Below are 24,939 nucleotides of genomic sequence, written 5' to 3'. Positions count from 1 at the left end.
CTATCGGCTTAGTACGTTAACCCATTTCTGGGTAGCGTTTTCCAGTAACCCGTAGACCTCTTCAAAGGCCTCGCGACTTTTTTTGTACGGATCCGCAATTTCCTGTTGGTTGAGCCAGTGCCCAAGCAGCATGGTCTTTCCGCGTGCGGCTGGGTCGATGCGATTCACCTGCTCAACGTGGCGCTTCTCCATTACCAGAATCAGGTCATAGTCACGGCACATACTGGCCGTTAACTGCTGAGCATGATGGCCTTCCAGCGACACGCCATGTTCGGCGGCGACATCGCTGGCAGTCTGGTCTGCCGGGTAGCCCTTCAGAGCACCGAGCCCTGCTGAAGCCACCCGGGTTTTAGGCAGCGCGCGCTGGAACAGACGCTCTCCCGTAGGAGAGCGGCAAATGTTGCCGACGCAGACAACTAACACGGACTTGATCATGATTAAACCTAGTCAGACCAATTGCGGAAACGCAGAGCCGCGGAGCTGGCATCGTCGACACCTACGATGGTCGGCAGCAGCCCGGAAATAACACGGTTCCAACGGGTAATCGGTGTCGCAGTAACGTAGACGATGTCGTACGGCTGCAGTTGGAATTCGGTGCCCATCACCATTGATGCCGCATCTTTGGTATTCAACTGATAGATGTTGGCGATCTTGGTGCGGTTGGCACCACGAATAGGACGAATAACGAATACACCGGTGGCATCAGAAGTGGTTTGATCCATCCCCGCCGCGTTGCCCAGCGCTTCCGCCAGCGTCATGCCGCTGCGGTCCATCTTAAGCGTGGACTGCTGCTTCACTTCGCCCATCACGAACACCTTCAGGTCATCGTTACGTGGAACGTAAAGAATATCGCCTGGATACAGCAGATGGTTCTGGCTCAGGTCGCCGTTTTGCATTAGCGCTTGTAGAGAGATGCGTTGCTCTTTGCCCTGATGCGTCAGCACCACATTACGCCAGTCAGCATCAGCGGCTAAGCCACCTGCGGCGTTAACGGCATCCAGTACAGTAAGCGGGACGTTGGTGATCGCCTGCTGACCGGAAGTGGTCACCGAACCGGTCACGTAGGTTTTCTGTGAACGGAAGGCTGCGACGTTGACATCCACTTGCGGGCTTTCAATGAACTGCGCAAGGCGGCGCGCAATTTCAGCACGGATTTCCGTCACGGTGCGGCCGGCGACACGCACTTTACCGATGTACGGGTAGAAAATCGTGCCATCAGCCTGCACCCAGTTTCCGGTGTCACTGGCGCTACGATACTGACCGGCTGGTGTGGTCAATTCCGGGTGGTCCCAGACAGTAACGTTCAGGACGTCGCCGATGCCCACACGATATTCGTAGCTCTGAATTTCGGTTTGCAGCGCCGGGTTGGCCTGCGCAACCAGTGGCCTTGGTCGCATCTGTTCAACCAGACGCGGCGTCAGCGGGAAGACATTTACGTATTTGTCGATGTCATAGTTGCTATCCTGTTGCTCAATGACATCTTTTCCGCTAGTGGAAAGGTGCGAACCTGGTTCGATGGTGCACCCGGAGAGAAAAGTCGCGGATACCAATAAAGGTATCAATTTAATTTTCATTATCATCTGATTCTTCGCTATCAGTTAATGATTGATAGAGGCGAAAACGCCGCTGTGTAGCGTCTTATAAAAAATAAAACTGACGGGTTAAACACTGAAACTGTGGGTCATTATCATGCGCTCCCTTGGTTTTATGTTGTCACCGTGCCCTGAGACGACATCAATTAAAGTCGGTGATTACCCTGCCGGCAAAGCACCGACTCTATTCAGGCTCGATAATGGCAGTTGTCAGTTAAGGCACTCCCAGCACCGGCATTTCAGACGGGGATAATGATTTCGTCCCCTGCCCTTCTACTCTCAATAAGCGCCATCGCGTTTCAGTACGACACCCACTGTCTTAAACAGGATCGCGATGTCATTCCATAGCGACCAGTTTTTGACATACCACGAATCGAAATAGACGCGCGTTTCATAGTCAACGTCGTTACGACCGCTAACCTGCCACAATCCCGTCATGCCGGGTTTCGCCATCAGGTAATAATCAACATCACCGGCATAACGACAGAGTTCGTCTTCAATCACTGGACGTGGGCCCACCAGGCTCATGTCGCCGCGTACCACATTCCACAGCTGCGGCAGTTCATCCAGACTGGTTTTACGGATGAAGTGGCCAACTTTGGTAATACGCGGGTCATTCTTCAGTTTGAAATCTTTATCCCACTCGGCGCGAGCGACCGGATCGGTGCGCAGGACTTCCTCCAGCACCTCTTTCGAGTTGATCACCATCGAACGGAATTTAAGGCATTTGAATTTACGTCCGTTCAGGCCGACACGTTCATGACCGTAAATCGGTGGGCCGCCATCGCGTCCAACCATAAAGCCGAGGACCAGCAGCGCCGGTGACAGCGCAATAATGATGCCGAGTGCGCCGACGATGTCGAAAGCACGTTTCAGGAAGCGCGAAGTGCGTTTCGCCAGATTATTGTTCACGCGCAGAATCATCACTTCATGGCTGAAGATGTAGGCCATGTCGGTACCATAAAGGGGCACGCCGCGCAGAGTTGGAATCACTGAGACTGAACGGCAGTTATGCATTGCCAGCATTTTCAGCCAGTTGTCACGATGCTGGCTCTGTTCAAACTCCACAGCCACGATGAACTGGGTTTCGCTGTGCGTCAGCTGCCACAGCTCTTGTTCATTGTGCAGTACCGGTACGCCAGAGATGCTGGCCTGCGGGCAACTGCCATCAACATCGAAGAACGCAATGACATCAAACCCCATCACCTCTTCGCTCTGCAGCGCCTGCCAGGCTTCTTCAGCATTACGGCTACTGCCGATGATGATGGTTTGTTTTTTCCACATACCGAAGTGATTTAGTACGCGTTTAGAGATGGCGCGCGCCAGCGGAATTAATATCAACGCCAGAATCCAGGTGGTCACCCAGACAAAGCGCGACATCTGCCATTGCGATAATGCTGAAATTGACAAATCGATGACAGAGAAAATAAGAATGGTACGAAATATCTCTTTCAGCTCAAACCAGAATGGCTTGCGATAGGTGTAATGACGCAGGCGAACCCAGAACCAGCCTACGCAAATAATCGATAAACAAACGTGGGTGGCGATTTTTAAGTGCAGGTATTTTTCAGATATATCTGCCAGTGGAGAATCTGTGAACGAATTAATCACCGCCAGAGCAATAAACAATGCCGCGTTGAAACAAATTAAATCCGAGCACGCCAGTAAAATTTTAGTGAGGAGACTTTTATATGTAATTTGGTTATCGCGCATATTTAACTCTTTTATTTTATTTCCCTAATCCCTAACGCCTCTGCCCTGTGTAATAAATGAGCGATATATCCACTGCTAACGGGGAGGCAATCTGCGGCAAACGCTCCGGTGTTTATGCCAATTCTCTTTTTAGTAAAGCCAAAGAATTGCAATAAATACCAACAGATTAGTCTGACTTCCCTTGCCACGATTTAGCCCTAATCTGAACGGAGAAAAGCACTTCAGGCACGCTACCGCCCTTGGCTGTCGCTGCCAATACCGCTGCAATCGCATCTATTTTCATCGCACTCACTGAGATTATTCTTAGCCAGCGGCAGGCAAATCCCGTGCACGATCACAATTCATAACATTAAGAAGCTAAACAGCGCGCTATTAACAACTTCGGCGCAGACATTTACTAACTCGTTGCTATACTAGTTATTACTGGCTTGTTTACAAGTAGGCCCCGTGTCCCCTGCACTATTTTAGGAAAAAGACTACCAGCCATAAGTATTGATGCCATCCCTTTCAGCCCATTCCTGCGTAAAATTCAGAATAATTCGATACTCACCTTCGGACTGCTTCGCATTAAAAATGTACGCTTGCGCGTGAATATTAGAATTAATCGTCACTATCACGATGCGGTGAAGTTTATCCATACATTCATCTTATCGACGAAATGTACCTTCTCAGAATATGCCTAAAACTCAGGGCAACAGGGTGATATCGCGCGATTTGCCTCATTTGTACCTTGCCTGCTGATTCACTATCATCAGACAAAACGCATTTTCAGACATTCAGGTGATGAAAGCATGATGGAGTGGATCCTCGATCCGTCGCTCTGGGCAGGATTAGTCACGCTAATCGTTCTCGAGTTGGTGCTGGGTATTGATAACCTGGTTTTTATTGCCATCCTGGTCGAAAAGTTACCGCCTGCGGCGCGTGACCGGGCGCGCGTAATCGGTTTGCTGTTGGCGTTGCTGTTGCGACTGGTGTTGCTGGCATCGCTTTCCTGGCTGGTGACTCTCACGCAACCGCTGTTTACCCTGTTCCAGCATAATTTCAGCGCCCGCGATCTACTGCTGCTCTCCGGCGGGCTGTTTCTTCTTTATAAAGCCACTACGGAACTCAATAGTCGTCTGGAAGGTAGCGACGAAGAGAGCGGTCAAAGTAAGAACGGTGCTAAATTCTGGCCAGTGGTCGCGCAAATTGTGGTGCTGGATGCCATCTTCTCGCTTGATGCGGTGATTACCGCTGTAGGCATGGTGAACGAACTGCCGGTGATGATGGCGGCGGTCACCATTGCCATTTTACTCATGCTGCTGGCGAGTAAGCCGCTCACGCGCTTTGTGAATGGTCATCCAACCATTGTGATCCTCTGCCTGAGTTTCCTGCTGATGATTGGCTTCAGTCTGGTGGCGGAAGGCCTCGGCTTTATTATTCCGAAGGGCTATCTCTACGCGGCGATTGGTTTCTCAATCGTGATCGAGATGTTTAATCAACTGGCGCTGTTTAATCGCCGCCGCTTCCTCACCGCCGGACGCCCGCTGCGCCAGCGTACCTCTGAAGCCGTGCTGCGCATATTGCGCGGTGAAGCCCAGCGCGCCGAACTGGACGCCGATACCGCCTCATTGATCAGCGACAGTGATGAAGGTGCGTTATTCAATCGCCAGGAGCGGCGCATGATTGCCCGCGTACTCGGTTTAGGGCAGCGGCACATCAGCAGCATCATGACGTCACGCCACGATATTGAGCACATCGATCTGAGTGAAGATCCCGCCGCGATCATGGCTAAGCTGGATAACAATCAGCACACCCGCATCCTGATTACCGAACGCGGGCACGATCCGCTCGGCGTGGTGCATGTGATTGATTTGCTCCATCAGTCGCTGCACAGTCATTCTCTCGATTTACGTGCTTTGGTGAAACAGCCGCTGATCTTTCCCGAACGCCTGACGTTATTGCAGGCACTGGAGCAGTTCCGCCACGCCCGCACCCATTTTGCGTTTGTGGTCGATGAGTTTGGATCGGTGGAAGGCGTGGTCACCCTGAGTGACCTGATGGAAACCATCGCCGGGAATCTGCCGAATGAAGGTGAGGAGATTGATGCGCGTTATGATATCCAGCCGTTGCCGCATGGCGGTTGGGTGGCGAACGGACATATTCCTCTGGAAGATTTGGCAGCCTATGTGCATTTGCCACTGGATGAGAAACGTAATTACCACACGCTGGCAGGATTATTAATGGACAGCCTGCAACATGTGCCTGAAGAGGGAGAAGAGTTACAGGTAGGGGATTATTTATTGCGCACGCTGCAGGTGGAAAATCATCGGGTACAGAAAGTGGAGATTGTGCCCGCGCCCGAGCTGGCAAGGTAACCGACGCCGTTATGCCCAATCAAACCCGGCATAACGGCATTTCTCGTGGATTAAGGTTGTTGCACCGCAGGCTTTTGGCGATCCAGCCACTCGTTAAGGCGCGACTTCGCTTCACTCTGCAACTGCTGGCGCACCACATCGTCAACCGGCAGTGAGTACTGCAGGTTGTTCCAGCCACCGTACATCCGCAGTGGAATCGCCTGGCCATTGAGCAGAGTCGCTAGCTTATCGTCGCCTTTCCAGCCGCGCAGCATCATATTGAAGGTGACGTCGAGCTGCTGGTTCACCACATCAACCGTGCCTTTGGTCTGCACTGCCAGGCGGTTACTGCCACCCTGCAGATCTGGCATGACAACCTTGCCCTGATTCAGGCTAATACGACCGCTCAGCTGCTGAATCCCCTGATCGTCCGGCCCATCATTGGTCACGCTATTGCTCACGCGCGCCACGGCACGGCGCACCATCTGTTGCAGATTAAGCTGGGCGAGTTGCAGGTTGGTGGCCTCCAGCTCGGCATTACCCTGCCAGTTACGCTTCGCTTCATCCACGCTCAGGCCCGTGCCGCTGAGATCGCCTTTCAGGGAGACCGTGCCCTGCAAACTCTCCGGCAGCTCCAGCGCTTTCATTAAGGGTGCAATGGCGATGTTTTCGATCTCCGGCTGCAAGGCGACTTTCGTCACCGGCTGGCGGATATCAATGCTGCCCGGAATCGAGAAGTGCCCATCGCCGATCTTCCCCTGCAGTTTGTTCAGGGTCATCAACCCTTCCTGATTGCTGGCATCGATCTGCAGATTGCTCAGCGTCAATCCGCGCCACACGCTGGAATCCGCATTCAGGCTCAGCGTTAAATCCATCAGATTTAACGGCGAGTCAGCGTTGGTACGCGTGCGTGGTTCAGCAATCACGGGCGTGCGCGTCACGCTGGCGTGCTGTGGGGTGCTGTTGTCGCTGGCGGGGGCGCTGGCCATCAGATTATCAAGATTCAACGTCGTGGCGTGTAAAGCCAGATTGAGCTGCTGCGGCAACATTAAACGCCCTTCGGCACTGCCATCCAGCGTACTGTCGTTGGCCGTCAGCTGCATCTTTTGCAACGAGAATTGCTGTTTATCGGCATTCCACTCACCCTGCCCGCTCAGCGCCCCTTTGATGCCCTGCGGCGGGAGGTTAGCGCCGTCCAGCGTGTAATCCATCTCTTCTATCTGCCCCACCAGCCGATGCGGATACTGCGCCACATTCATCTGCCCTTTAAGGTTGACGCTAACATTACGCTGATTGCGTGAAATGCGCGTGGCGAGTTCGATGCTGGCATTTTTGCTGGCATCCTGATCGAGGTTGAGATTGAGATTACGGAAGTTATATTGATCGCCACCGGGCTGCTGCCAGATCAGCAGACTGTCGGCGAGGCGCAGTTTAGCAATGTCGAATGACCAACCATTGGTGCGCGTCACCAATGGTTCCGCGTCCGTGGGCGCCACCGGTGAACCGCTCGGTCTCTGGGCGGCGCTGTCTGGCGTGACACGAATGACAGCATTTTTCAGCATCACCTGGCTGACGCTTAGCTGATGCGACAGTAGCGGCCAGAGGTTGACATCAAGACGCATATTTTCTGCGGTGACCATCGGCTGACTGGCGCCAGGTGCGGTCAGGCTCATGCGCCCGGCGAGAATACTGAGTTGCGGCCAGACGTGCCAGCGCAGGCCACCGCTGACTTCAAGTTGATAACCACTGCGCTGTTCTACCTGCTGTACCATATAGGTACGAAAGTCGTTGGGATTGACCAGCAACACCAGTGCCGTCATGCCCGCCACGACCACCACTAACAGGATGGCCAGCGTCGTTATCACTCTTCTCATAATCCCTCATCACCGTCATTCTTCATGCTGCAGCGGCGTTGGCTGCGTTCATTTACCCCAGTCACACACTGATGCCAGCTACCGGGGATTCACCCTCTTACCGCTTTGCCGCACGTTGAATCATTTAGGCGAACATCAGTCTTTGTCGATACGACTGGCATCGGCACCCTGCTGACCACGATATTTTGCATCTTCGCGGCGGTTATAAGGGCGTGCCGCTGGGCCAGACAACGGTTCAAAGCTCAATGCGCCAATCAACATGCCCGGACGCAGCGCCAGCGGCAGCTTACCGGAGTTGTAGAATTCCAGCACAATGCGGCCCTGCCAGCCTGGATCGATACGGTGTGCCGTCACGTGCACCATCAAGCCCAGACGCGCCAGCGAGGAGCGGCCATCCAGCCAACCCACCAGATCATCCGGAATCGTGACCGATTCCAGCGTCACTGCCAGCGCTAACTCACCCGGATGCAGGAAGAACGCTTCCCCTTCCGGCAGCACAATCTCATCGCTCATTACGCGATCCAGTGCGGCGCTGACTTCGTGTTTTGGGCCACTCAAATCAATAAACGGTGCAGTGTGACCACTGAAAGTGCGGAACTGGTTGCCGAGGCGCACGTCCACGGTTGCGCCATTAATGCGCTCAACCGGTGGGCGCGGGTCAATCGCCAGTTTACCGTTGTCGAGCCAGGCTTCAATGTCGCGATCGCATAATCTCATCGCAGAGTCTCCATGCTTTAAGTGTAGCGAAAGGTCGCCACTGTTGTGACAACCTTCACGCGTCACGTCCATCCGGACGCAGTATTTTCAAAGATATTGGTTAATCTTGGCTTTGAGAATATCGATGGCGATGCGGTTCTTCCCGCCACGCGGCACGATAATGTCAGCGTATTGTTTGGAGGGCTCGATAAACTGCAGGAACATTGGACGCACGGTCTTCTGATACTGGCTCATCACCGAATCCATGGAACGACCACGCTCATTCACATCGCGCTTCATGCGACGCATCAGACAGATATCCAGCGGGGTATCTACGAAGATAGAGAAGTTCATCTCCTGACGCAGACGCGCATCGGTCAGCAGCAGAATGCCCTCAAGGATGATCACTTTTTTCGGCTTAAGATGAATACAGTCACTGGTGCGCGTGTGTTCAACGTAGCTGTAAACCGGCAACTCAATATCCTGACCCGCCTTTAACGCGCGCAGATGCTGCAACAGCAGATCGTGGTCCATCGCGCTGGGATGGTCATAGTTGGTTTTCACCCTCTCTTCCATGGTGAGGTGGCTCTGATCTTTGTAGTAGGCATCTTCGGGGATCACACCGATATGCTCGTCACCGACCTGGTCACGGATTTCACGATAGAGCGTGCTGGCAATAAGACTTTTTCCGGATGCGGATGCACCTGCGATGCCAACGATCACGCACTGATGAGACTTGTCAGTCATACTTTTTTAAGACCTGATAACTGGAGCCAATTGAAGCCGAAACCGCAATGGGCCGATTGAGAGGGTTAGTTGGCGGCAATTATAGGTATTTCACCTGTTTGATGCCAGAGAAATGGGCCCGCCGCTTTTCAGAATATCCCCTTTTGCAGCCAGATGCTTAATCGATACACTGTTCTCCTGCCTGGGTGGTGTACCCCCCAGGTTGACTCAATAAAGCCCAAGGAAAAATATGAGTTGGAAAACCCTGACCTATTTTGGTGACAGCATGTTGCTGATCCCGACCGCCGTGATTATCGCGCTGGTGTTGCCGTGGAAAAGCGACAACCGCCAAACTGTCTGGTATTGGCTGCTCGCTTTTGGCCTGGCGGGCCTGCTGGTTAGCCTGTCTAAAATTCTGTTTCTCGGGTTTGGCATTGGCAGCGCCAGATTTAACTTCACCGGATTCAGCGGCCACAGCGCCATGTCAGCAACGCTTTGGCCGGTGATGATGTGGCTGGTTTCGGGCCGCTTCCCCACCTTTTGGCGCGCATTCACCATCGGTATTGGCTATCTGATCCCGATGATGGTCGGCCTGTCTCGCCTCGTGATCCACGCGCACTCCTTCAGTGAAGTGCTCACCGGCCTGATGCTGGGCTTTACGCTGAGCAGTGCATTCCTGTTGACACAGCGCCGCACCGCTCTGAAGGGCTTCAGCCTGGCGCAAGTGTGTGTCGCCCTGCTGGTGCCGCTGGTGTTGATGAGTCATGGCCGCGTGGCCACCACGCAGCAATTTCTTGAACGTTTTTCCGCCCATCTCGCCGGATTAGAAAAACCCTATACGCGCGCCGATCTATTTCGCGATTAATCTTTTTTGCCAGGGCCAAATCTTTCATTGAATCAGGGCTAAACTAGATTCTGCGCAGACATCTTAGATAGATGTGCTAGCATGCAAAACAGAGAATGATTGGCGCATTTTTCGACGTGTCACGAATGCGCGCTGCTGGATTCGTGCATGACCCTGGAAATATTAACCTCACAGGATAGACCGCAAAGAAAATGGCTCAACGCACTGTTTTTGGGTGCATTGGCCTTTTTACTGACGCTATTTTGTCTCGAACTGATTGTGGTCAGCGGACGCATTTCCCCGCTTTGGTACTCCACCGCCCTGATGACGGTGGTGGTGTTCCGCGCCCCCTCAAAACATGTTCCGCTGCTGCTGTTCAGCTGTGTCATCGGCACCTCGCTGGCCAATTTAATCGTCATCGGTCCGGCGCTGAGCAACCTTAAATTTGCCATCCTGAATATGGTGCAAGCCATTCTCGGCGGCCTGATGTTGCGCGCGCTGCTGGATCGCAGAAATCCCCTGAATTCGCTGCTCGATTGGGTGCGATTTGCCGTCTGCGCCGGGTTGATTGCGCCGCTGATTGGCGGTGTGGTGGCGGTCTGGATGCTGCAGGTGGGGCATCGTGCGTCGTTGCCCTTCTTTTCTACCTGGGTGATCTCCGAAGTGATTGGCGTGCTGGCATTCGGCCCCGTGCTGTTGTTATGGCCCAACAAGCCGCTGCGTCAATTAATCACCCCCGGTCGTCAGCTGGAAACGCTGATGACACTGATCGTCACCCTACTGGCCAGCTATTTGTCGCTGCGTTTTCTGCCGTGGCCGTTCACCTTTATTGTGGTGATCCTGTTTTGGTGCGCGGTGCGGCTACCGAAATTCGAAGCCTTTTTACTGTTCTTTCTTAATGCCAGTTTTATCTCCATTCTGCTGGCATTCAGTTTCGTTAACCTGGCACAGACGGGGCTGTTACTCGGCCAGGTCAGCACCTGGTTGCCATTCCTGTTAGTGCTGCTGCCCAGTCATGTGATGGCGCTGGTGATGGATGCGTTCCAGCGCGAAAAGCATCATATCAGCGAGAGTGAGACCCGCTTCCGCCATGCGATGGAGTATTCGGCGATTGGCATGGCGCTGGTGTCGCCCAATGGCGGCTGGCAGCAGGTCAATCAATCGCTATGTCACACGCTGGGCTTTCCGGCGGACGAGCTGAAAAAACTCACTTTCCAGCAGATTACCCATCCTGATGATCTCAACAGTGACCTGCAACAGCTGGAGCGTTTGGTGGCGGGTGACATCATGAGCTACACCATGGAGAAGCGCTATTTCCGTAAAGATGGCGAAATTGTCTGGGCGAGTTTGACAGCATCCATGGTGCGCGATGCCAATTTCCAGCCGCTCTATTTTATTGCACAGATTGTCGATATTTCTGAACTCAAACAGAGTGAGCAGGTGAATCGTCGCCTGATGGAACGCATCACGCTGGCTAACGAAGCGGGCGGTATCGGCGTGTGGGAGTGGAATCTGCTGACCGGTGAAATGCTGTGGGACAAGCGCATGTACGAGCTATTTGCGCTCGGTCCGCATCAGGTGCCCACCTATGACGTGTGGTTGCATCTGTTGGAACCGACAGAACGCGAAACGGCCGCGCTGATCGTGCAGCAGGCGATTGAAAGGCGCAGCGCTTTCCATATGGAATACCGTGTCAATCTGCCCAGCGGCTCGCGCTATGTGCGCACCGAGGCTAACCGCATTCTCAGCCAGGATGGTCATATCGAACGCATGCTCGGCATCTGTCAGGATATTACGCCACTGCGCGCGCTCAACGAAGCGCTGTTCCAGGAAAAAGAGCGTATGGCGATCACCCTCGATTCGATTGGCGAAGCGGTGATTAGTACCGACGATGAGATGCGCGTGACCTTTATGAACCCGGTGGCCGAAACGCTGAGCGGCTGGCCTCAGGAAAAAGCGGCGGGAGTAGCGTTAAGCGAGCTGTTAAATATCACGCGCGGTGCTAACGGTCCGCGCGTAGAGAATTTGCTGCTGTGTAACTTGCCGGGCATAAAAACCTCACCCGACCTGGAAGAAGAGCTGGTGCTGCACACGCCGGAGGGTGTGCAGGTAGAGATTCACTACAGCATTACCCCTTTGAAAACCCTCGCCGGCGCCAGCATCGGTGCGGTGATGGTTATTCAGGATGTCAGTGAATCACGCAAAATGATGAAACGCCTCAGCTACAGTGCTTCACACGATATGCTGACGCGGCTACCGAATCGCCATAGCTTTGAACAGCAACTCAAACGCGTGGTGAACGATGCTGCGGCCAACAACACTCAGCATGTGCTGGTGTTTATCGATCTGGATAAATTCAAAGCGGTGAATGACAGCGCAGGTCACGCAGCAGGCGACGCGCTGCTGCGTGAACTTGCGGAGTTGATGCAAAAACACCTGCGCAGCAGCGATCTGCTGGCGCGTTTGGGCGGCGATGAATTTGGCGTGTTGCTTCCGAACAGTCACGTTGACCAGGTGCGCGAGGTGGTTCAGCGCATTGTCACTTCGGTCAACGAATACACTTTCCTGTGGCACGATCATCCTTATCATGTGGGCGCCAGCGCCGGGATCACGCAGATTGATCAGCACAACTGCATCCGCAATGTGGTGATGTCACAGGCGGATGTCGCCTGCTATAGCGCGAAACATGCGGGCCGTGGTCAATATCACGTTTATCAGGAAGTACAAATGTGATCATTGCCAGCCCGCGCTGGCTGCGCTAAAGTCGCCCCCTTTTTTCTGGCATGGGGGATAAAATGTTCATTGGATTCGATTACGGCACGGCCAACTGTTCTATCGCGGTCAGCGATAACGGTACACCGCGCCTGCTGACACTGGAGAAGGGTCAGCGCCTGCTTCCCTCCATGATTTGTGCACCCACGCGTGAAGCAATCAGCGAATGGCTGCACCGCCATCATCAGGTGCCGACACCGGATACAGAGGGTACCGCGCTGCTCCAGCGTGCTCTGCGCTATAACCGCGAAGAAGATATCGAAGTGACCGCGGCAAGCGTGCAGTTCGGCCTGACCGCGCTGCAACAATATATGGTGGACCCGGAAGAAGTGTGGTTCGTAAAATCACCGAAATCTTTCCTTGGTGCCAACGGCCTTAAACCACAGCAAATCGCCTTCTTCGAAGATCTGGTGTGCGCCATGATGCTGCACATTCGCCAGCAGGGCGAAACCCAACTCGACCGTCCGATTGAGCAAGCCGTGATCGGCCGCCCGATCAACTTCCAGGGCCTTGGCGGCGAAGAGGCAAACCAGCAGGCGCAGGGTATTCTGTTGCGTGCAGCGAAGCGTGCGGGTTTCCGCGACGTGGAATTCCAGTTTGAACCGGTTGCCGCCGGGCTGGACTTTGAAGCCACGCTGGAGAAAGAGACGCGTGTGCTGGTGGTGGATATCGGCGGCGGTACGACCGACTGCTCGATGCTGTTGATGGGCCCAGAGTGGCGCAATAAAACCGACCGTCGCGAAAGTTTGCTGGGCCACAGTGGTTGCCGCGTGGGCGGTAACGATCTCGACATTATCCTCGCGTTCAAAACTCTGATGCCGCTGCTGGGTCTCGGTGGTAACACGCAAAAAGGCACCGCCCTGCCCGCACTGCCGTGGTGGAACGCGGTGGCGATTAACGATGTTCCGGCGCAAAGCGACTTCTACTCTGCCGCGAGCGGTAAACTGCTGCGCGATTTGATTCGCGATGCGGAGCAAGGTGACAAAGTGGCGCACCTGCTGAAAGTGTGGCAGCAGAAGCTGAGTTATCGTCTGGTGCGTGCGGCGGAAGAGAGCAAAATCGCCTTGTCCGAATTGCCGGAAACCGAAGCGTCGCTGGCATTTATCGCCCAGTCATTGCAGGCTGATATCAGCGCCACGCAACTGGAAGAAGCCATCAATCAACCGCTGGAACGCATCCTGGAGCAGGTGCATCTGGCACTCGCCACCTGTGAAACCAAACCGGAAGTGATCTACCTGACCGGCGGCAGTGCGCGTTCGCCAGTGCTGCGTGCGGCATTGCAGCAGGCCTTGCCGGACACGCCAATTGCGGGTGGTGATGACTTTGGCTCAGTGACCGCCGGTCTGGCGCGCTGGGCAGAAGTGATGTTCCGTTAACCCGGTTGCAACCACTTTATCGCGCATTGTGCAGATGATTGATCCACTGCCCGATGCGCAATGAATTACGCCGGTAACAAGCAAAAAAATGGCGGCCACCCTGGCCGCCATTTTCATGTGCATCCGCGAATCAGAAATTAATGTTCGCCGCGATGCCGCCAACAAACGCATCTTTCACTTCACTCACTGCACCCGGCGCCACCACATATTGCAGGTTCGGACGCAGCTGCAGCCATTTGGTCAGCTGAGCGTTGTAATAGATCTCGTAGTTGTATTCTGAGCCATCCTGAATCGGCAGATAGGTCGGGCTGTTGAAGTCAGTTTCGCCGTTAGCGTTGTTCTGCTCACGCAGCGAACGGGTATAGGCGCTGTTAACGTGGATGCGCGCCGCACCGACACCGATTTCATCCTGTGGACGCGCATCAAACGGCCCTTTCCAGGTGAAGCTGATGGACTGATAGTTGTCGGTTTTCGAGGTTTTGTGGTCGTTCATCACTGCCTGTACCGTCACGCCCAGACCACGGCTGGCATCCCCGCCCTGCGCTGTCAGTTGCTGTTGCAACAGCACATAACCACCGTAGGCGTGATCCTGGCTTTGATAGGCCCCATCGCGCCAGCTGCCGTAATTATCGCTGTTGGCTGACGAGTAGTAATACCCGATACGGTAGTTACCCGGCAGTTTGTCGGCACCGAAAGTCGGTTTCCAGCCCAGTTCCACCGGCACCATGTTGCCTTCAGAGTTGCTGGTATCCAGACGGAAACCATCACCGCGATCGTAGTTGGAGCTGTTCTGGTTATAGAACCCGACCTGGAAGAACACTTCCGGCGTGATGTTAAACTTCACACGGCCGCCCCATTGGGAAACCGGCCAGTTAAACCAGCGATCGCCACGCCAGTTACCCGCCTGACCACTCCCAAAAGCCAGGTTCTGGAACTTACTGTCGAAGTTATCGAAGTCTTCACCGACAGTGACACGACCGGCTTTCAGGTTAACCGCGTCATCAAACAAACCTTTGCTCAGCCAGAACTGCGTCAGGCGCCAGGTTTGTCCACGGCCATACACTTCCTGCGTTGAAGAGAGCATGCCCGTGCGACGATCGGCGACCTGATCGGAGATGTTTTGCCCATTACGGTCAGTGATGGTCATCTGGAACTCCGCATCCTGCCAGTTCAGCAGTTTTTCCAGGTCAAAGTTGGCGCCAAACGCCCACTGATCGCTGTAACGCATGGAAGTGTTGGTATCCGCGCCGCCGCCGAGGTTAGAAGCGCTCTCCATGGTGTAGTTGACGTCGAATTTGATGCCGTCTTTTTCCAGCTGCGTTCGGGAACCACCCCAATCGCCGAACATGTAAGGTGAGTCATAGCTGAATGCATCAGCCGCCATTGCTGATGTACTCAACATCGCAAACATCAGGGTGCCCGCTGCCAGACGGGGCATATGCTGCACTGCTTTTTTTCTGTTCATGATCATTATTCTTTTGTGATGTAACGGGAAAGGATCGAACAGAGGATAGTGCTGGCTTTATGTCAATTTTTGCAAATATGTGCGCACTCATTGGAAGGGTGATAGTTAATTAACGCAATTGTGACAAGGGTCTATGAATGAATATCTTTTTACAGAAATGGCATTTTTTGCATGGCAAAAAAACAAAATAAAGCGGGACGCCGTCGCGTCCCGTGAAGGTTACGCCTTACTGGCGCTCGCCAGTTCCTCGATCTCTTGCTTACTCAACTCTAACTCAGTGGCTTTCACCAGTTCGTTAATCTGCTCCAGCGAGGTGGCACTGACGATCGGTGCGGTGATGCTCGGGCGCGCAATCTGCCACGCCAGCGCGACCTGAGTCGCTGATGCATCGTGCGAAGCCGCCACATCCTCCAGCGCTTCGACAATGCGCTTGCCGCGCTCGTTAAGATACTTTTCGACGATGCCCTGCCCGCGTTTACTCTTGCTGGCATCTTCCGGCTTTTTATACTTACCGCTCAGGAAACCGCTGGCCAGCGAGTAGTAGTTAATCACGCCGAGGCCATTTTTAACCGCCACCTGCTCCAACCCACCTTCATAATCCTGGCGGTCATACAGGTTGTATTCTGGCTGTAGCGTTTCATAGCGCGCCAGCCCCTCTTTTTTACTGATATCCAGCGCTTCCTGCAGGCGTTTAGCATTGTAGTTGGAGGCGCCAATTGCACGCACTTTGCCTTCTTTAATCAGCGAATCAAAGGCTTTCAGTGTATCGACCAGCGGCGTATCCTGGTCGTCGCGGTGCGCCTGATAGAGATCGATCACATCGGTTTGCAAACGACGCAGCGAATCTTCCACTGCCTGACGGATGTAAGCCGGTTTTAGCCCGGTTTTCTCCGGAGACAGCTCCATCCCCACTTTCGTCGCCAGCACGATACTGTCGCGCTTGCCGCTCTTTTTCAGCCATTTACCAATGATGGTTTCAGACTCGCCCCCTTCATTACCGGGAGCCCAGCGCGAATAAACGTCCGCGGTATCGATAAAGAACAGCCCTTTTTCCACCAGCGCGTCGAGCAGTGAGAACGAGGTTTTCTCGTCGACTGTCCAGCCGAAAACGTTGCCGCCAAAAGTGAGAAGCGGAACCTGAATACCACTGTCGCCAAGCTGACGGGTTTTCTGTTGACTCATTTTGTTCTCCTTATTGAAACGAGACATGACTGCCTTTGAGCTTAGCAAAGGAAATCGCTGCGCTTATGCGTTTTCCTGCCAAAATGTTTACACAATATGAATACTTAGCCCGCTAGCGGAGATATTCTTAATTCCTTCAATTTTTGCCCGGCCCGGGCGTCTACAATCATTTCGTTTGCGAAACGGCCATTTTGCTTTCGCATTTGGGGAATACGAAACCGCTGGAGAGCAACATAGCAATGAACAGCCGAATGAAAAAAAGCCTGATAACCGTTGTCGTGATTGCCGCACTGGCGGGTGGATATTATTGGTGGCAGCATCCTGCGGAACCGAGTAAGCAGCCGCGAGCCGAGGGCCAGCAGCATCATGGTCGCGGCGCAGGCGGCGCAAATCGCCGTCCTTTAGCACCGGTGCAGGCCGCTGCTGCAACGACCCAGAGCGTGCCCTACTATCTCAGCGGGCTTGGCACCGTCACCGCCGCCAATACCGTGACAGTTCGCAGTCGCGTTGATGGCCAGCTGATGGCTCTACATTTCCAGGAAGGTCAGCAGGTGGCAGCGGGTGCGCTGCTTGCCGAGATCGATCCCCGCCCGTATCAGGTTGCGTTAATTCAGGCCCAGGGCCAGCTGGCAAAAGATCAGGCCACGCTCGCCAATGCACGTCGCGATCTCAGTCGCTATGAAAAACTGGCGAAAACCTCACTGGTGTCGCAGCAGGAACTGGACACGCAACGCTCGCTGGTGAGTGAAACGCTGGGCACGATTAAAGCCGATGAAGGTAACGTCGCCAGCGCGCAACTCAATCTCACTTACAGCCGCATTACCGCACCGATCGCCGGTCGGGTCGGTTTGAAGCAGGTCGATGTCGGTAACTACATTACTTCCGGCGATACAACCGGCCTGGTGGTGATCACCGAAACCCATCCGATTGACGTGGTATTCAGCGTTGCCGAGAACAACATTAGCCAAATCCTCAAGGCACAGAAAAGTGGACAACCGTTGATTGTCGAAGCCTGGGATCGCAGTAACAAAACCCTGCTCACCAGCGGCACGCTGCTCAGCCTCGATAACCAGATTGATGCCACCACCGGAACCATCAAACTCAAAGCGCGCTTCGATAATCAGGATGATGCGCTGTTCCCCAATCAATTCGTCAACGCGCGTCTGAAAGTGGATACGCTGCAGGATGCGGTGGTGATCCCAACGGCTGCGCTACAAATGAGCAACGACGGCCACTTTGTCTGGGTGGTCAACAGCGATAACAAAGTGAGCAAGAAGCGCGTAACGGCGGGCTTGCAGGACAGCCAAAAAGTGGTGATCAGTGCCGGGCTCGACGCCGGTGAGCGGGTGGTCACTGACGGATTGGATCGTCTGACCGAAGGTGCCACCGTTGAAGTGGTATCACCGCAAAGTACCGCCACACACAGCACGCGCGCCGCCCAGCCTGCGCGCGGAGAGCGTCAATAATGGAGGTGATGCCTCAGGACCGCAGTGGCGGCCCGTCACGCCTGTTTATTCTGCGCCCGGTGGCGACCACGCTGCTGATGATTGCCATTCTGCTGGCGGGCGTGCTCGGTTACCGCTTTCTGCCGGTATCGGCGCTGCCCGAAGTGGATTACCCGACGATTCAGGTGGTCACGCTCTATCCCGGCGCCAGCCCGGATGTGGTGACGTCCTCGATTACCGCCCCGCTTGAACGTCAGTTCGGCCAGATGTCAGGGCTGAAGCAGATGGCATCGCAGAGTTCCGGCGGTGCTTCCGTGGTGACCTTGCAGTTCCAGCTTTCACTCTCTTTGGATGTCGCCGAGCAGGAAGTACAGGCGGCGATCAACTCCGCCACCAATCTGCTGCCCAGCGATCTGCCCAACCCGCCAGTTTACAGCAAGGTCAATCCTGCCGATCCACCGATCATGACGCTCGCCGTGACCACCACCAGCATGCCGCTGACGCAAGTGCAGGACATGGTGGAGACGCGTGTGGCGCAGAAAATTTCGCAGGTGACCGGTGTGGGCCTGGTGACGCTATCCGGCGGACAGCGCCCGGCCGTACGCGTGAAAATGAACACTCAGGCACTGGCCGCGTTAGGCTTGACCAGCGAAACCGTGCGCACCGCCATCACCAACGCCAACGTCAACTCCGCCAAGGGCAGCCTGGATGGCCCAACGCGATCGATTACGCTGGCCGCCAACGATCAGATGACCTCCGCCGAGGATTACCGCAAGCTGATCATCAGCTATAACAACGGTGCGCCAGTGCGTCTTGGTGATGTCGCCACTATTGAACAGGGCGCAGAAAACAGCTGGCTTGGCGCATGGGCTAACCGTCAGCAGGCGATTGTGCTCAATGTGCAGCGCCAACCTGGCGCCAATATCATTGCTACCGCTGATAGTATTCGTACGCTGCTGCCCTCCCTTACCGCCACACTGCCCAAATCGGTGGACGTGAAACTGCTCACCGACCGCACCACCAATATCCGAGCATCGGTAGCGGATACGCAGCACGAGCTGATGCTGGCGATTGGTCTGGTGGTGATGATCATCTATCTGTTTCTGCGTAACGTGCCTGCCACCATCATCCCGGCCGTGGCGGTACCGCTGTCGCTGGTCGGGACGTTTGCGGCCATGTATTTCCTCGGCTTCTCGATCAATAACCTGACGCTGATGGCGCTCACCATTGCCACCGGCTTTGTGGTCGACGATGCCATCGTGGTGATCGAGAACATCTCGCGCTATATCGAAAAAGGCGAAAAGCCGATGACGGCAGCGCTGAAAGGCGCGGGCGAAATCGGCTTCACCATTATCTCCCTCACCTTCTCGCTGATTGCGGTGCTGATCCCGCTGCTGTTTATGGGCGATGTGATTGGTCGCCTGTTCCGTGAGTTTGCTGTGACGCTGGCGGTGGCGATTCTGATCTCAGCCGTGGTGTCGCTCACGCTCACGCCGATGATGTGTGCACGCATGCTCAGCGCCGAATCGCTGCGCAAGCAGAACCGCTTCTCGCGAGCCAGTGAAGCGATGTTTGATCGGGTGATTGCCGGTTATGGCCGCTGGCTGACCCGCGTATTGCAGCATCCGTGGATCACCCTGTCGGTGGCACTCGGCACGCTGCTGCTGACGGTGGTGATGTGGATTGCCATCCCGAAAGGCTTTTTCCCGCAGCAGGACAACGGCATTATTCAGGGCACCTTACAGGCGCCGCAGTCGGTGTCGTACAGCAGCATGGCGGAACGCACGCGCGATGTGGCGTCGATCATCATGAAAGATCCGGCGGTACAAAGCATGACGTCGTTTGTCGGCGTTGATGGCACTAATGCGGCACTCAACAGCGCGCGTTTGCAGATCAACCTTAAACCGCTCAGCGAGCGTGATGACCGCATTCCCGCGGTACAGAAACGCCTGCAGCAAGAGATTGATAAAGTGCCTGGCGTCTCACTGTGGCTGCAGCCGGTGCAGGATCTGACTATTGAAACCCAGGCGAGCCGCACGCCGTACCAGTTCACGCTGCAATCGGGCTCGCTGGAATCACTCAGCACCTGGGTACCGAAGCTACTGGCACAACTCAATAGCTTGCCGCAGCTGCGTGACGTCAGCAGCGACTGGCAGGATCAAGGCCTGGAAGCCTTTATCCGTGTCGATCGTGACAGTGCCAGCCGCCTCGGTATCACCATGGCGGATGTCGATAACGCGCTGTATAACGCTTTCGGTCAACGATTGATCTCCACCATTTATACTCAGGCCAATCAGTATCGCGTGGTGCTGGAGCAGAACAATGAGCAAACGCCGGGCCTGGCCAGTCTCGACGGTATTCGACTGACCAGCACCGACGGCGGCAGCGTACCGCTCAGTGCCATCGCGCAGATCGAAGAGCGTCATGCGGCGTTGAGCATTAACCACCTCGATCAATTCCCGTCAGCCACCTTCTCGTTTGATGTCGCCGAAGGCTATTCACTGGGCGAAGCGGTGAAAGCCATCAGCGCAGCCGAAGATCAGGTCGGCATGCCCGCCGAAATGATGACGCAGTTCCAGGGCAGCACGCTGGCGTTTGAAGCGGCGCTCACCAGTACCGTGTGGCTGATTATTGCGGCGGTGGTGGCAATGTATATCGTGCTCGGCGTGCTGTATGAGAGCTTTATCCATCCGATCACTATTCTCTCCACACTACCGACGGCGGGCGTGGGCGCGTTGCTGGCGCTGATGCTGAGCGGCAACGAGCTGGATATCATCGCCATCATCGGCATTATCTTGCTGATCGGCATCGTGAAGAAAAACGCCATCATGATGATCGATTTTGCGCTGGCCGCCGAGCGTGAGCAAGGTATGGCGCCACGTGAAGCGATCTATCAGGCCTGTTTACTGCGTTTCCGTCCGATTCTGATGACCACGATGGCGGCACTGCTCGGTGCCTTGCCATTGATGTTGAGCACCGGTGTTGGCGCAGAGCTGCGTCATCCGTTAGGGATTGCCATGGTCGGCGGCTTGATCCTCAGCCAAATCCTGACGTTGTTTACCACGCCAGTGATCTATCTGCTGTTTGACCGACTGGCCCACGCCACGCGCCGTCGCTTTAAGCGTTCCGAGGCGCAGCCGTGAAGTTCTTCGCGCTGTTTATCCATCGGCCAGTGGCGACCACGCTGCTGACGCTGGCGATTGCGCTGGCCGGTATTCTTGGTTTCCGCCTGCTGCCGGTCGCCCCGCTGCCACAGCTGGATTTCCCGGTGATCGTGATATCCGCCTCACTGCCCGGCGCGTCGCCCGAAACCATGGCGGCTTCAGTGGCCACGCCGCTGGAGCGTTCGCTGGGGCGCATTGCCGGTGTCAGTGAGATGACCTCCACCAGCTCACTCGGCAGTACGCGCGTGATTCTGGTGTTCGATTTTGACCGCGATATCAACGGTGCCGCGCGTGACGTGCAGGCCGCCATCAACGCCGCCCAAAGCCTGCTGCCGACCGGCATGCCAAGCCGTCCGACCTATCGCAAAGCCAACCCATCGGATGCACCGATCATGATCCTGACGCTGACCTCGGACATTTATAATCCCGGTCAGCTGTATGATTACGCCTCAACGCAACTGGCGCAGAAGCTGTCGCAGATTCAGGGCGTTGGTGATGTCACCGTGGGCGGCAGTTCATTGCCTGCGGTGCGCGTCGATCTTAATCCGCAGGCGCTATTTAATCAGGGCGTATCACTGGATGCGGTGCGCACCGCCATCAGCAATGCCAACCAGCGCCGTCCGCAAGGGGCGATTGATGATGTGCAGCAGCGCTGGCAGGTACGCACCAACGATGAGCTGCAAACCGCCAGCGAATATCAGCCGCTGGTGGTGCATTACAGCAACGGCGCGGCGGTCCGCCTGAGCGATGTGGCTAACGTGCAGGACTCGGTGCAGGACGTGCGTAACGCCGGGATGACCAATGGCAAACCGGCGGTGCTGCTGGTGGTGCGCAAATCGCCGGATGCCAATATCATTGAAACCGTGGATCGCATCCGCAGCGAGATGCCGCTGCTGCATGAAGTGATTCCCGCTGCCATCGATTTACAGATCGCTCAGGACCGCTCCCCCACCATTCGCGCCTCGCTGCAGGAAGTGGAGCAGTCATTAATGATTGCGGTGGCGCTGGTGATTCTGGTGGTGTTTGTCTTCCTGCGCGATGGCCGAGCCACCCTGATCCCGGCCGCCGCCGTACCGGTTTCGCTGATTGGCACCTTTGCCGCCATGTATCTGTGCGGATTCAGCCTCAACAACCTCTCGCTGATGGCGCTGACCATCGCCACCGGGTTCGTGGTCGATGATGCGATTGTGGTGCTGGAAAATATCGCGCGTCACGTTGAAGCGGGGATGAAACCGCTACAGGCGGCGCTAACCGGCGTGCGCGAAGTGGGCTTTACCGTACTGTCGATGAGTCTGTCGCTGATTGCCGTGTTCCTGCCACTGCTGATGCTGGGCGGCATTATCGGGCGCTTCTTCTCGGAATTTGCCATCACGCTGTCGGTGGCGATCCTCATCTCGCTGTTTATCTCCATCACCCTGACGCCGATGATGTGCGCCTACCTGCTGAAGCCGCAGGAAAAGCGCAGCCAGCCGCGCACGCGGGGTTTCGCTAAAGTGATGCTGAGCGTGCAAAACGGCTACGCGCGCTCGCTGGGTTGGGTGCTGAATCATGCCATCTGGGTGCTGATGCTGCTGCTCGCCACCGTCGGGCTGACGGTGTATCTGTTTATCTCAATCCCCAAAACTTTTATGCCGGAACAAGACACCGGGCGCTTAAACGGTTTTATCTCGGCGGATCAAAGCATTTCTTTCCAGGCGATGCGCGGCAAGCTGCAGGACTTTATGAACATCATCAAGGCCGATCCGGCGGTGGATAACGTCACCGGCTTTACCGGCGGTTCGCGCACCAACAGCGGATCGATGTTCGTGTCACTTAAGCCGCTGTCGGAACGCAGTGAAAACGCGCAGGAGGTGATTGCCCGCCTGCGCACCAAGCTGGCGAAAGAGCCCGGTGCCAACCTGTATCTCAATGCGGTGCAGGATATTCGCATCGGTGGACGTGAATCCAACGCCAGCTACCAATACAGCCTGCTGTCGGACAATCTCGCCGACCTGCGCGAGTGGGAGCCGAAAATTCGTCAGGCGTTTGCCGCGTTGCCAGAACTGGTCGATGTGAACTCCGATCAGCAGGACAAAGGCAGCGAAATGGATCTGACCTACGATCGGGAAAGCATGGCGCGGCTGGGTATTCAAGTCTCGGCCGCCAATGCGCTGCTGAACAACGCCTTTGGTCAACGGCAAATCTCCACCATTTACCAGCCGCTGAATCAGTACAAAGTGGTGATGGAAGTCGATCCGCGCTACACCCAGGATATCAGCGCCCTCGATCAGATGTTCGTGATCAACAGCGATGGCAAAGCCATTCCGCTGAGCTGGTTCGCCAAATGGCAACCAGCTAACGCGCCGCTGTCGGTCAACCATGAAGGTCTGTCGGCCGCCTCAACGATTTCGTTCAACCTGCCGGAAGGCGTGTCGTTATCTCAGGCTTCAGCCGCCGTTGAACGCACCATGACGGCGCTCGGTGTGCCCTCCAGCGTACGCGGCAGCTTTGCCGGTACGGCGCAGGTGTTTGAGCAGTCACAATCCAATCAGCTGTATCTGATGCTGGCGGCGATTGCGGCGGTGTATATCGTGCTGGGGATTTTGTATGAGAGCTACGTGCATCCGCTGACCATTCTCTCTACTCTGCCCTCGGCCGGCGTTGGCGCGCTGCTGGCGCTGGAACTGTTTAATACGCCGTTCAGTTTGATTGCGCTGATAGGAATATTGCTGCTGATTGGCATCGTGAAAAAGAACGCCATCATGATGGTGGATTTCGCACTGGAGGCACAGCGCAATGGCAATCTCAGCGCGCGTGACGCCATTTTCCAGGCCTGCCAGATGCGTTTCCGCCCGATTCTGATGACCACGCTGGCAGCGCTGTTTGGCGCACTGCCGCTGGTGCTGACCAGCGGCGACGGAGCCGAACTGCGTCAACCGCTGGGGATCACCATTGCCGGCGGCCTGGTGATGAGTCAGCTACTCACGCTCTACACCACGCCGGTGGTGTTTCTAATGATGGATAAGCTGAGTCGGCGTAAAAAAGCGGCATTGATTACCGAATGACCATGCTATACACCTTTGCTACATAGCATAAAGCGAGTAAACTTTATCCAGTCACTATGAAGGAGGTTTATATGTCTCAAGGTACAGTGTTTACCAATAATCGTACGCAAAACGTGCGTATTCCTGCTGACGTGCGCTTTCCCGACAACGTGAAAAATGTCACGGTGCGTGCGATTGGCAAAGAGCGCATTCTCACACCAATAGAAAACGCCTGGGATAGCTTTTTCCTCGATGGCCCCAGCGTAAGCGATGATTTTATGAATGAGCGTGCGTCACAGGAGCAATCTGACAGGGAAGATTTTTAATGCATCGCTATATGCTGGATACCAACATCGTTATCTATGTCATCAAACGCCGCCCGATTGAGGTTTTGGAACGCTTTAATGCCAATGTCGGGCGCATGGTCATCTCATCGATTACGCTTGCTGAACTCGTTCATGGTGCGGAGAAAAGTGCTTTTCCTGAAAGGAATCTACGCACTGTTGAAGACTTTATTTCCCGTCTGGACGTACTCAGTTACGACCAAAGGGCAGCATTTCAATACGGCTCGATTCGCGCTGACCTGGAAAAGAAAGGCACACCCATCGGTCTGAATGATTTACACATTGCTGCACACGCGCGGAGTGAAGCGCTAACACTCATTACCAACAACCTGCGCGAATTTTCACGGGTGAACGGGTTAATCAGCGAAAACTGGCTTTAATATAACG

The 24,939-nt window shown here is 55.1% G+C and carries 17 protein-coding genes; 9 read left to right on the top strand and 8 right to left on the bottom strand.

Annotated elements, in window-relative coordinates:
- The 3 genes from WFP70_RS00420 to wbaP all read right to left on the bottom strand — a co-directional run bounded on the left by WFP70_RS00420 (position 1) and on the right by wbaP (position 3,305).
- Entirely contained in the window at positions 1-435 is a 435-nt protein-coding gene (locus WFP70_RS00420) for an arsenate reductase/protein-tyrosine-phosphatase family protein (protein ID WP_200569385.1), read from the bottom strand.
- 8 nt (positions 436-443) lie between these two features.
- Positions 444-1,574 (bottom strand): polysaccharide export protein, encoded by a 1,131-nt coding sequence (locus WFP70_RS00415; RefSeq protein ID WP_337022309.1) that lies wholly within the window; start codon positions 1,572-1,574, stop codon positions 444-446.
- A 297-nt stretch (positions 1,575-1,871) separates the two neighbouring features.
- A complete protein-coding gene (gene wbaP, locus WFP70_RS00410; RefSeq protein ID WP_160868032.1) occupies positions 1,872-3,305 on the bottom strand; it encodes an undecaprenyl-phosphate galactose phosphotransferase WbaP in 1,434 nt (477 codons plus the stop codon).
- Between the two features lie 791 nt (positions 3,306-4,096).
- Between wbaP and WFP70_RS00405 the strand changes: the two genes are divergently transcribed.
- Complete coding sequence (locus WFP70_RS00405) at positions 4,097-5,662, top strand: TerC family protein (RefSeq protein WP_313374705.1); 1,566 nt, start codon at positions 4,097-4,099, stop codon at positions 5,660-5,662.
- A 50-nt stretch (positions 5,663-5,712) separates the two neighbouring features.
- Here WFP70_RS00405 and asmA read toward each other — a convergent pair whose 3' ends face one another.
- From asmA to udk, 3 genes are all read right to left on the bottom strand, one after another.
- Positions 5,713-7,515 (bottom strand): outer membrane assembly protein AsmA, encoded by a 1,803-nt coding sequence (asmA, locus tag WFP70_RS00400; RefSeq protein WP_337022308.1) that lies wholly within the window; start codon positions 7,513-7,515, stop codon positions 5,713-5,715.
- A gap of 135 nt (positions 7,516-7,650) precedes the next feature.
- The gene (dcd, locus tag WFP70_RS00395) at positions 7,651-8,232 is read right to left on the bottom strand and encodes a dCTP deaminase (protein ID WP_034824828.1); all 582 of its coding nucleotides are present in this window, start codon (positions 8,230-8,232) and stop codon (positions 7,651-7,653) included.
- Positions 8,233-8,319: 87 nt separating this feature from the next.
- A complete protein-coding gene (gene udk / locus WFP70_RS00390) occupies positions 8,320-8,958 on the bottom strand; it encodes a uridine kinase (protein ID WP_034824830.1) in 639 nt (212 codons plus the stop codon).
- Positions 8,959-9,187: 229 nt separating this feature from the next.
- On the opposite strand from udk, the gene WFP70_RS00385 reads away from it, so the two are divergent.
- From WFP70_RS00385 to yegD, 3 genes are all read left to right on the top strand, one after another.
- A complete protein-coding gene (locus WFP70_RS00385) occupies positions 9,188-9,802 on the top strand; it encodes a phosphatase PAP2 family protein (RefSeq protein ID WP_034824832.1) in 615 nt (204 codons plus the stop codon).
- 147 nt (positions 9,803-9,949) lie between these two features.
- Entirely contained in the window at positions 9,950-12,514 is a 2,565-nt protein-coding gene (locus tag WFP70_RS00380) for a diguanylate cyclase (protein WP_337022307.1), read from the top strand.
- A gap of 62 nt (positions 12,515-12,576) precedes the next feature.
- On the top strand, positions 12,577-13,929 hold the full coding sequence (yegD, locus tag WFP70_RS00375; protein WP_034824834.1) for a molecular chaperone: 1,353 nt from the start codon (positions 12,577-12,579) through the stop codon (positions 13,927-13,929).
- Between the two features lie 130 nt (positions 13,930-14,059).
- Here the strand turns inward: yegD and WFP70_RS00370 are convergent, their stop codons facing one another.
- Positions 14,060-15,400: a carbohydrate porin gene (locus tag WFP70_RS00370; RefSeq protein ID WP_337022306.1), complete on the bottom strand. Its 1,341-nt coding sequence runs from the start codon at positions 15,398-15,400 to the stop codon at positions 14,060-14,062.
- 213 nt (positions 15,401-15,613) lie between these two features.
- A complete protein-coding gene (locus WFP70_RS00365) occupies positions 15,614-16,576 on the bottom strand; it encodes an aldo/keto reductase (RefSeq protein WP_160868026.1) in 963 nt (320 codons plus the stop codon).
- A 239-nt stretch (positions 16,577-16,815) separates the two neighbouring features.
- Between WFP70_RS00365 and WFP70_RS00360 the strand changes: the two genes are divergently transcribed.
- The 5 genes from WFP70_RS00360 to vapC all read left to right on the top strand — a co-directional run bounded on the left by WFP70_RS00360 (position 16,816) and on the right by vapC (position 24,932).
- On the top strand, positions 16,816-18,042 hold the full coding sequence (locus tag WFP70_RS00360; RefSeq protein ID WP_337022305.1) for an MdtA/MuxA family multidrug efflux RND transporter periplasmic adaptor subunit: 1,227 nt from the start codon (positions 16,816-16,818) through the stop codon (positions 18,040-18,042).
- Positions 18,042-21,164, top strand: a complete 3,123-nt coding sequence (locus WFP70_RS00355) for an MdtB/MuxB family multidrug efflux RND transporter permease subunit (RefSeq protein WP_337022304.1) — start codon at positions 18,042-18,044, stop codon at positions 21,162-21,164. The genes WFP70_RS00360 and WFP70_RS00355 overlap by 1 nt, the downstream gene beginning before the upstream one ends.
- Positions 21,161-24,229 carry a multidrug efflux RND transporter permease subunit MdtC gene (mdtC, locus tag WFP70_RS00350; protein WP_337022303.1) on the top strand — a complete coding sequence of 1,023 codons (3,069 nt, stop codon included), beginning with the start codon at positions 21,161-21,163 and terminating at the stop codon, positions 24,227-24,229. The genes WFP70_RS00355 and mdtC overlap by 4 nt, the downstream gene beginning before the upstream one ends.
- 71 nt (positions 24,230-24,300) lie before the next feature.
- On the top strand, positions 24,301-24,534 hold the full coding sequence (gene vapB / locus WFP70_RS00345) for a type II toxin-antitoxin system VapB family antitoxin (protein WP_034824846.1): 234 nt from the start codon (positions 24,301-24,303) through the stop codon (positions 24,532-24,534).
- The gene (gene vapC / locus WFP70_RS00340; protein ID WP_034824847.1) at positions 24,534-24,932 is read left to right on the top strand and encodes a type II toxin-antitoxin system tRNA(fMet)-specific endonuclease VapC; all 399 of its coding nucleotides are present in this window, start codon (positions 24,534-24,536) and stop codon (positions 24,930-24,932) included. Before vapB ends, vapC begins: the two co-directional genes overlap by 1 nt.
- Positions 24,933-24,939: the final 7 nt, after the last annotated feature.

This window comes from Pantoea sp. USMM079 (assembly GCF_037153115.1).
GTDB lineage: Bacteria > Pseudomonadota > Gammaproteobacteria > Enterobacterales > Enterobacteriaceae > Pantoea > Pantoea communis.
This window is presented reverse-complemented; position numbering and strand designations above follow the sequence as displayed.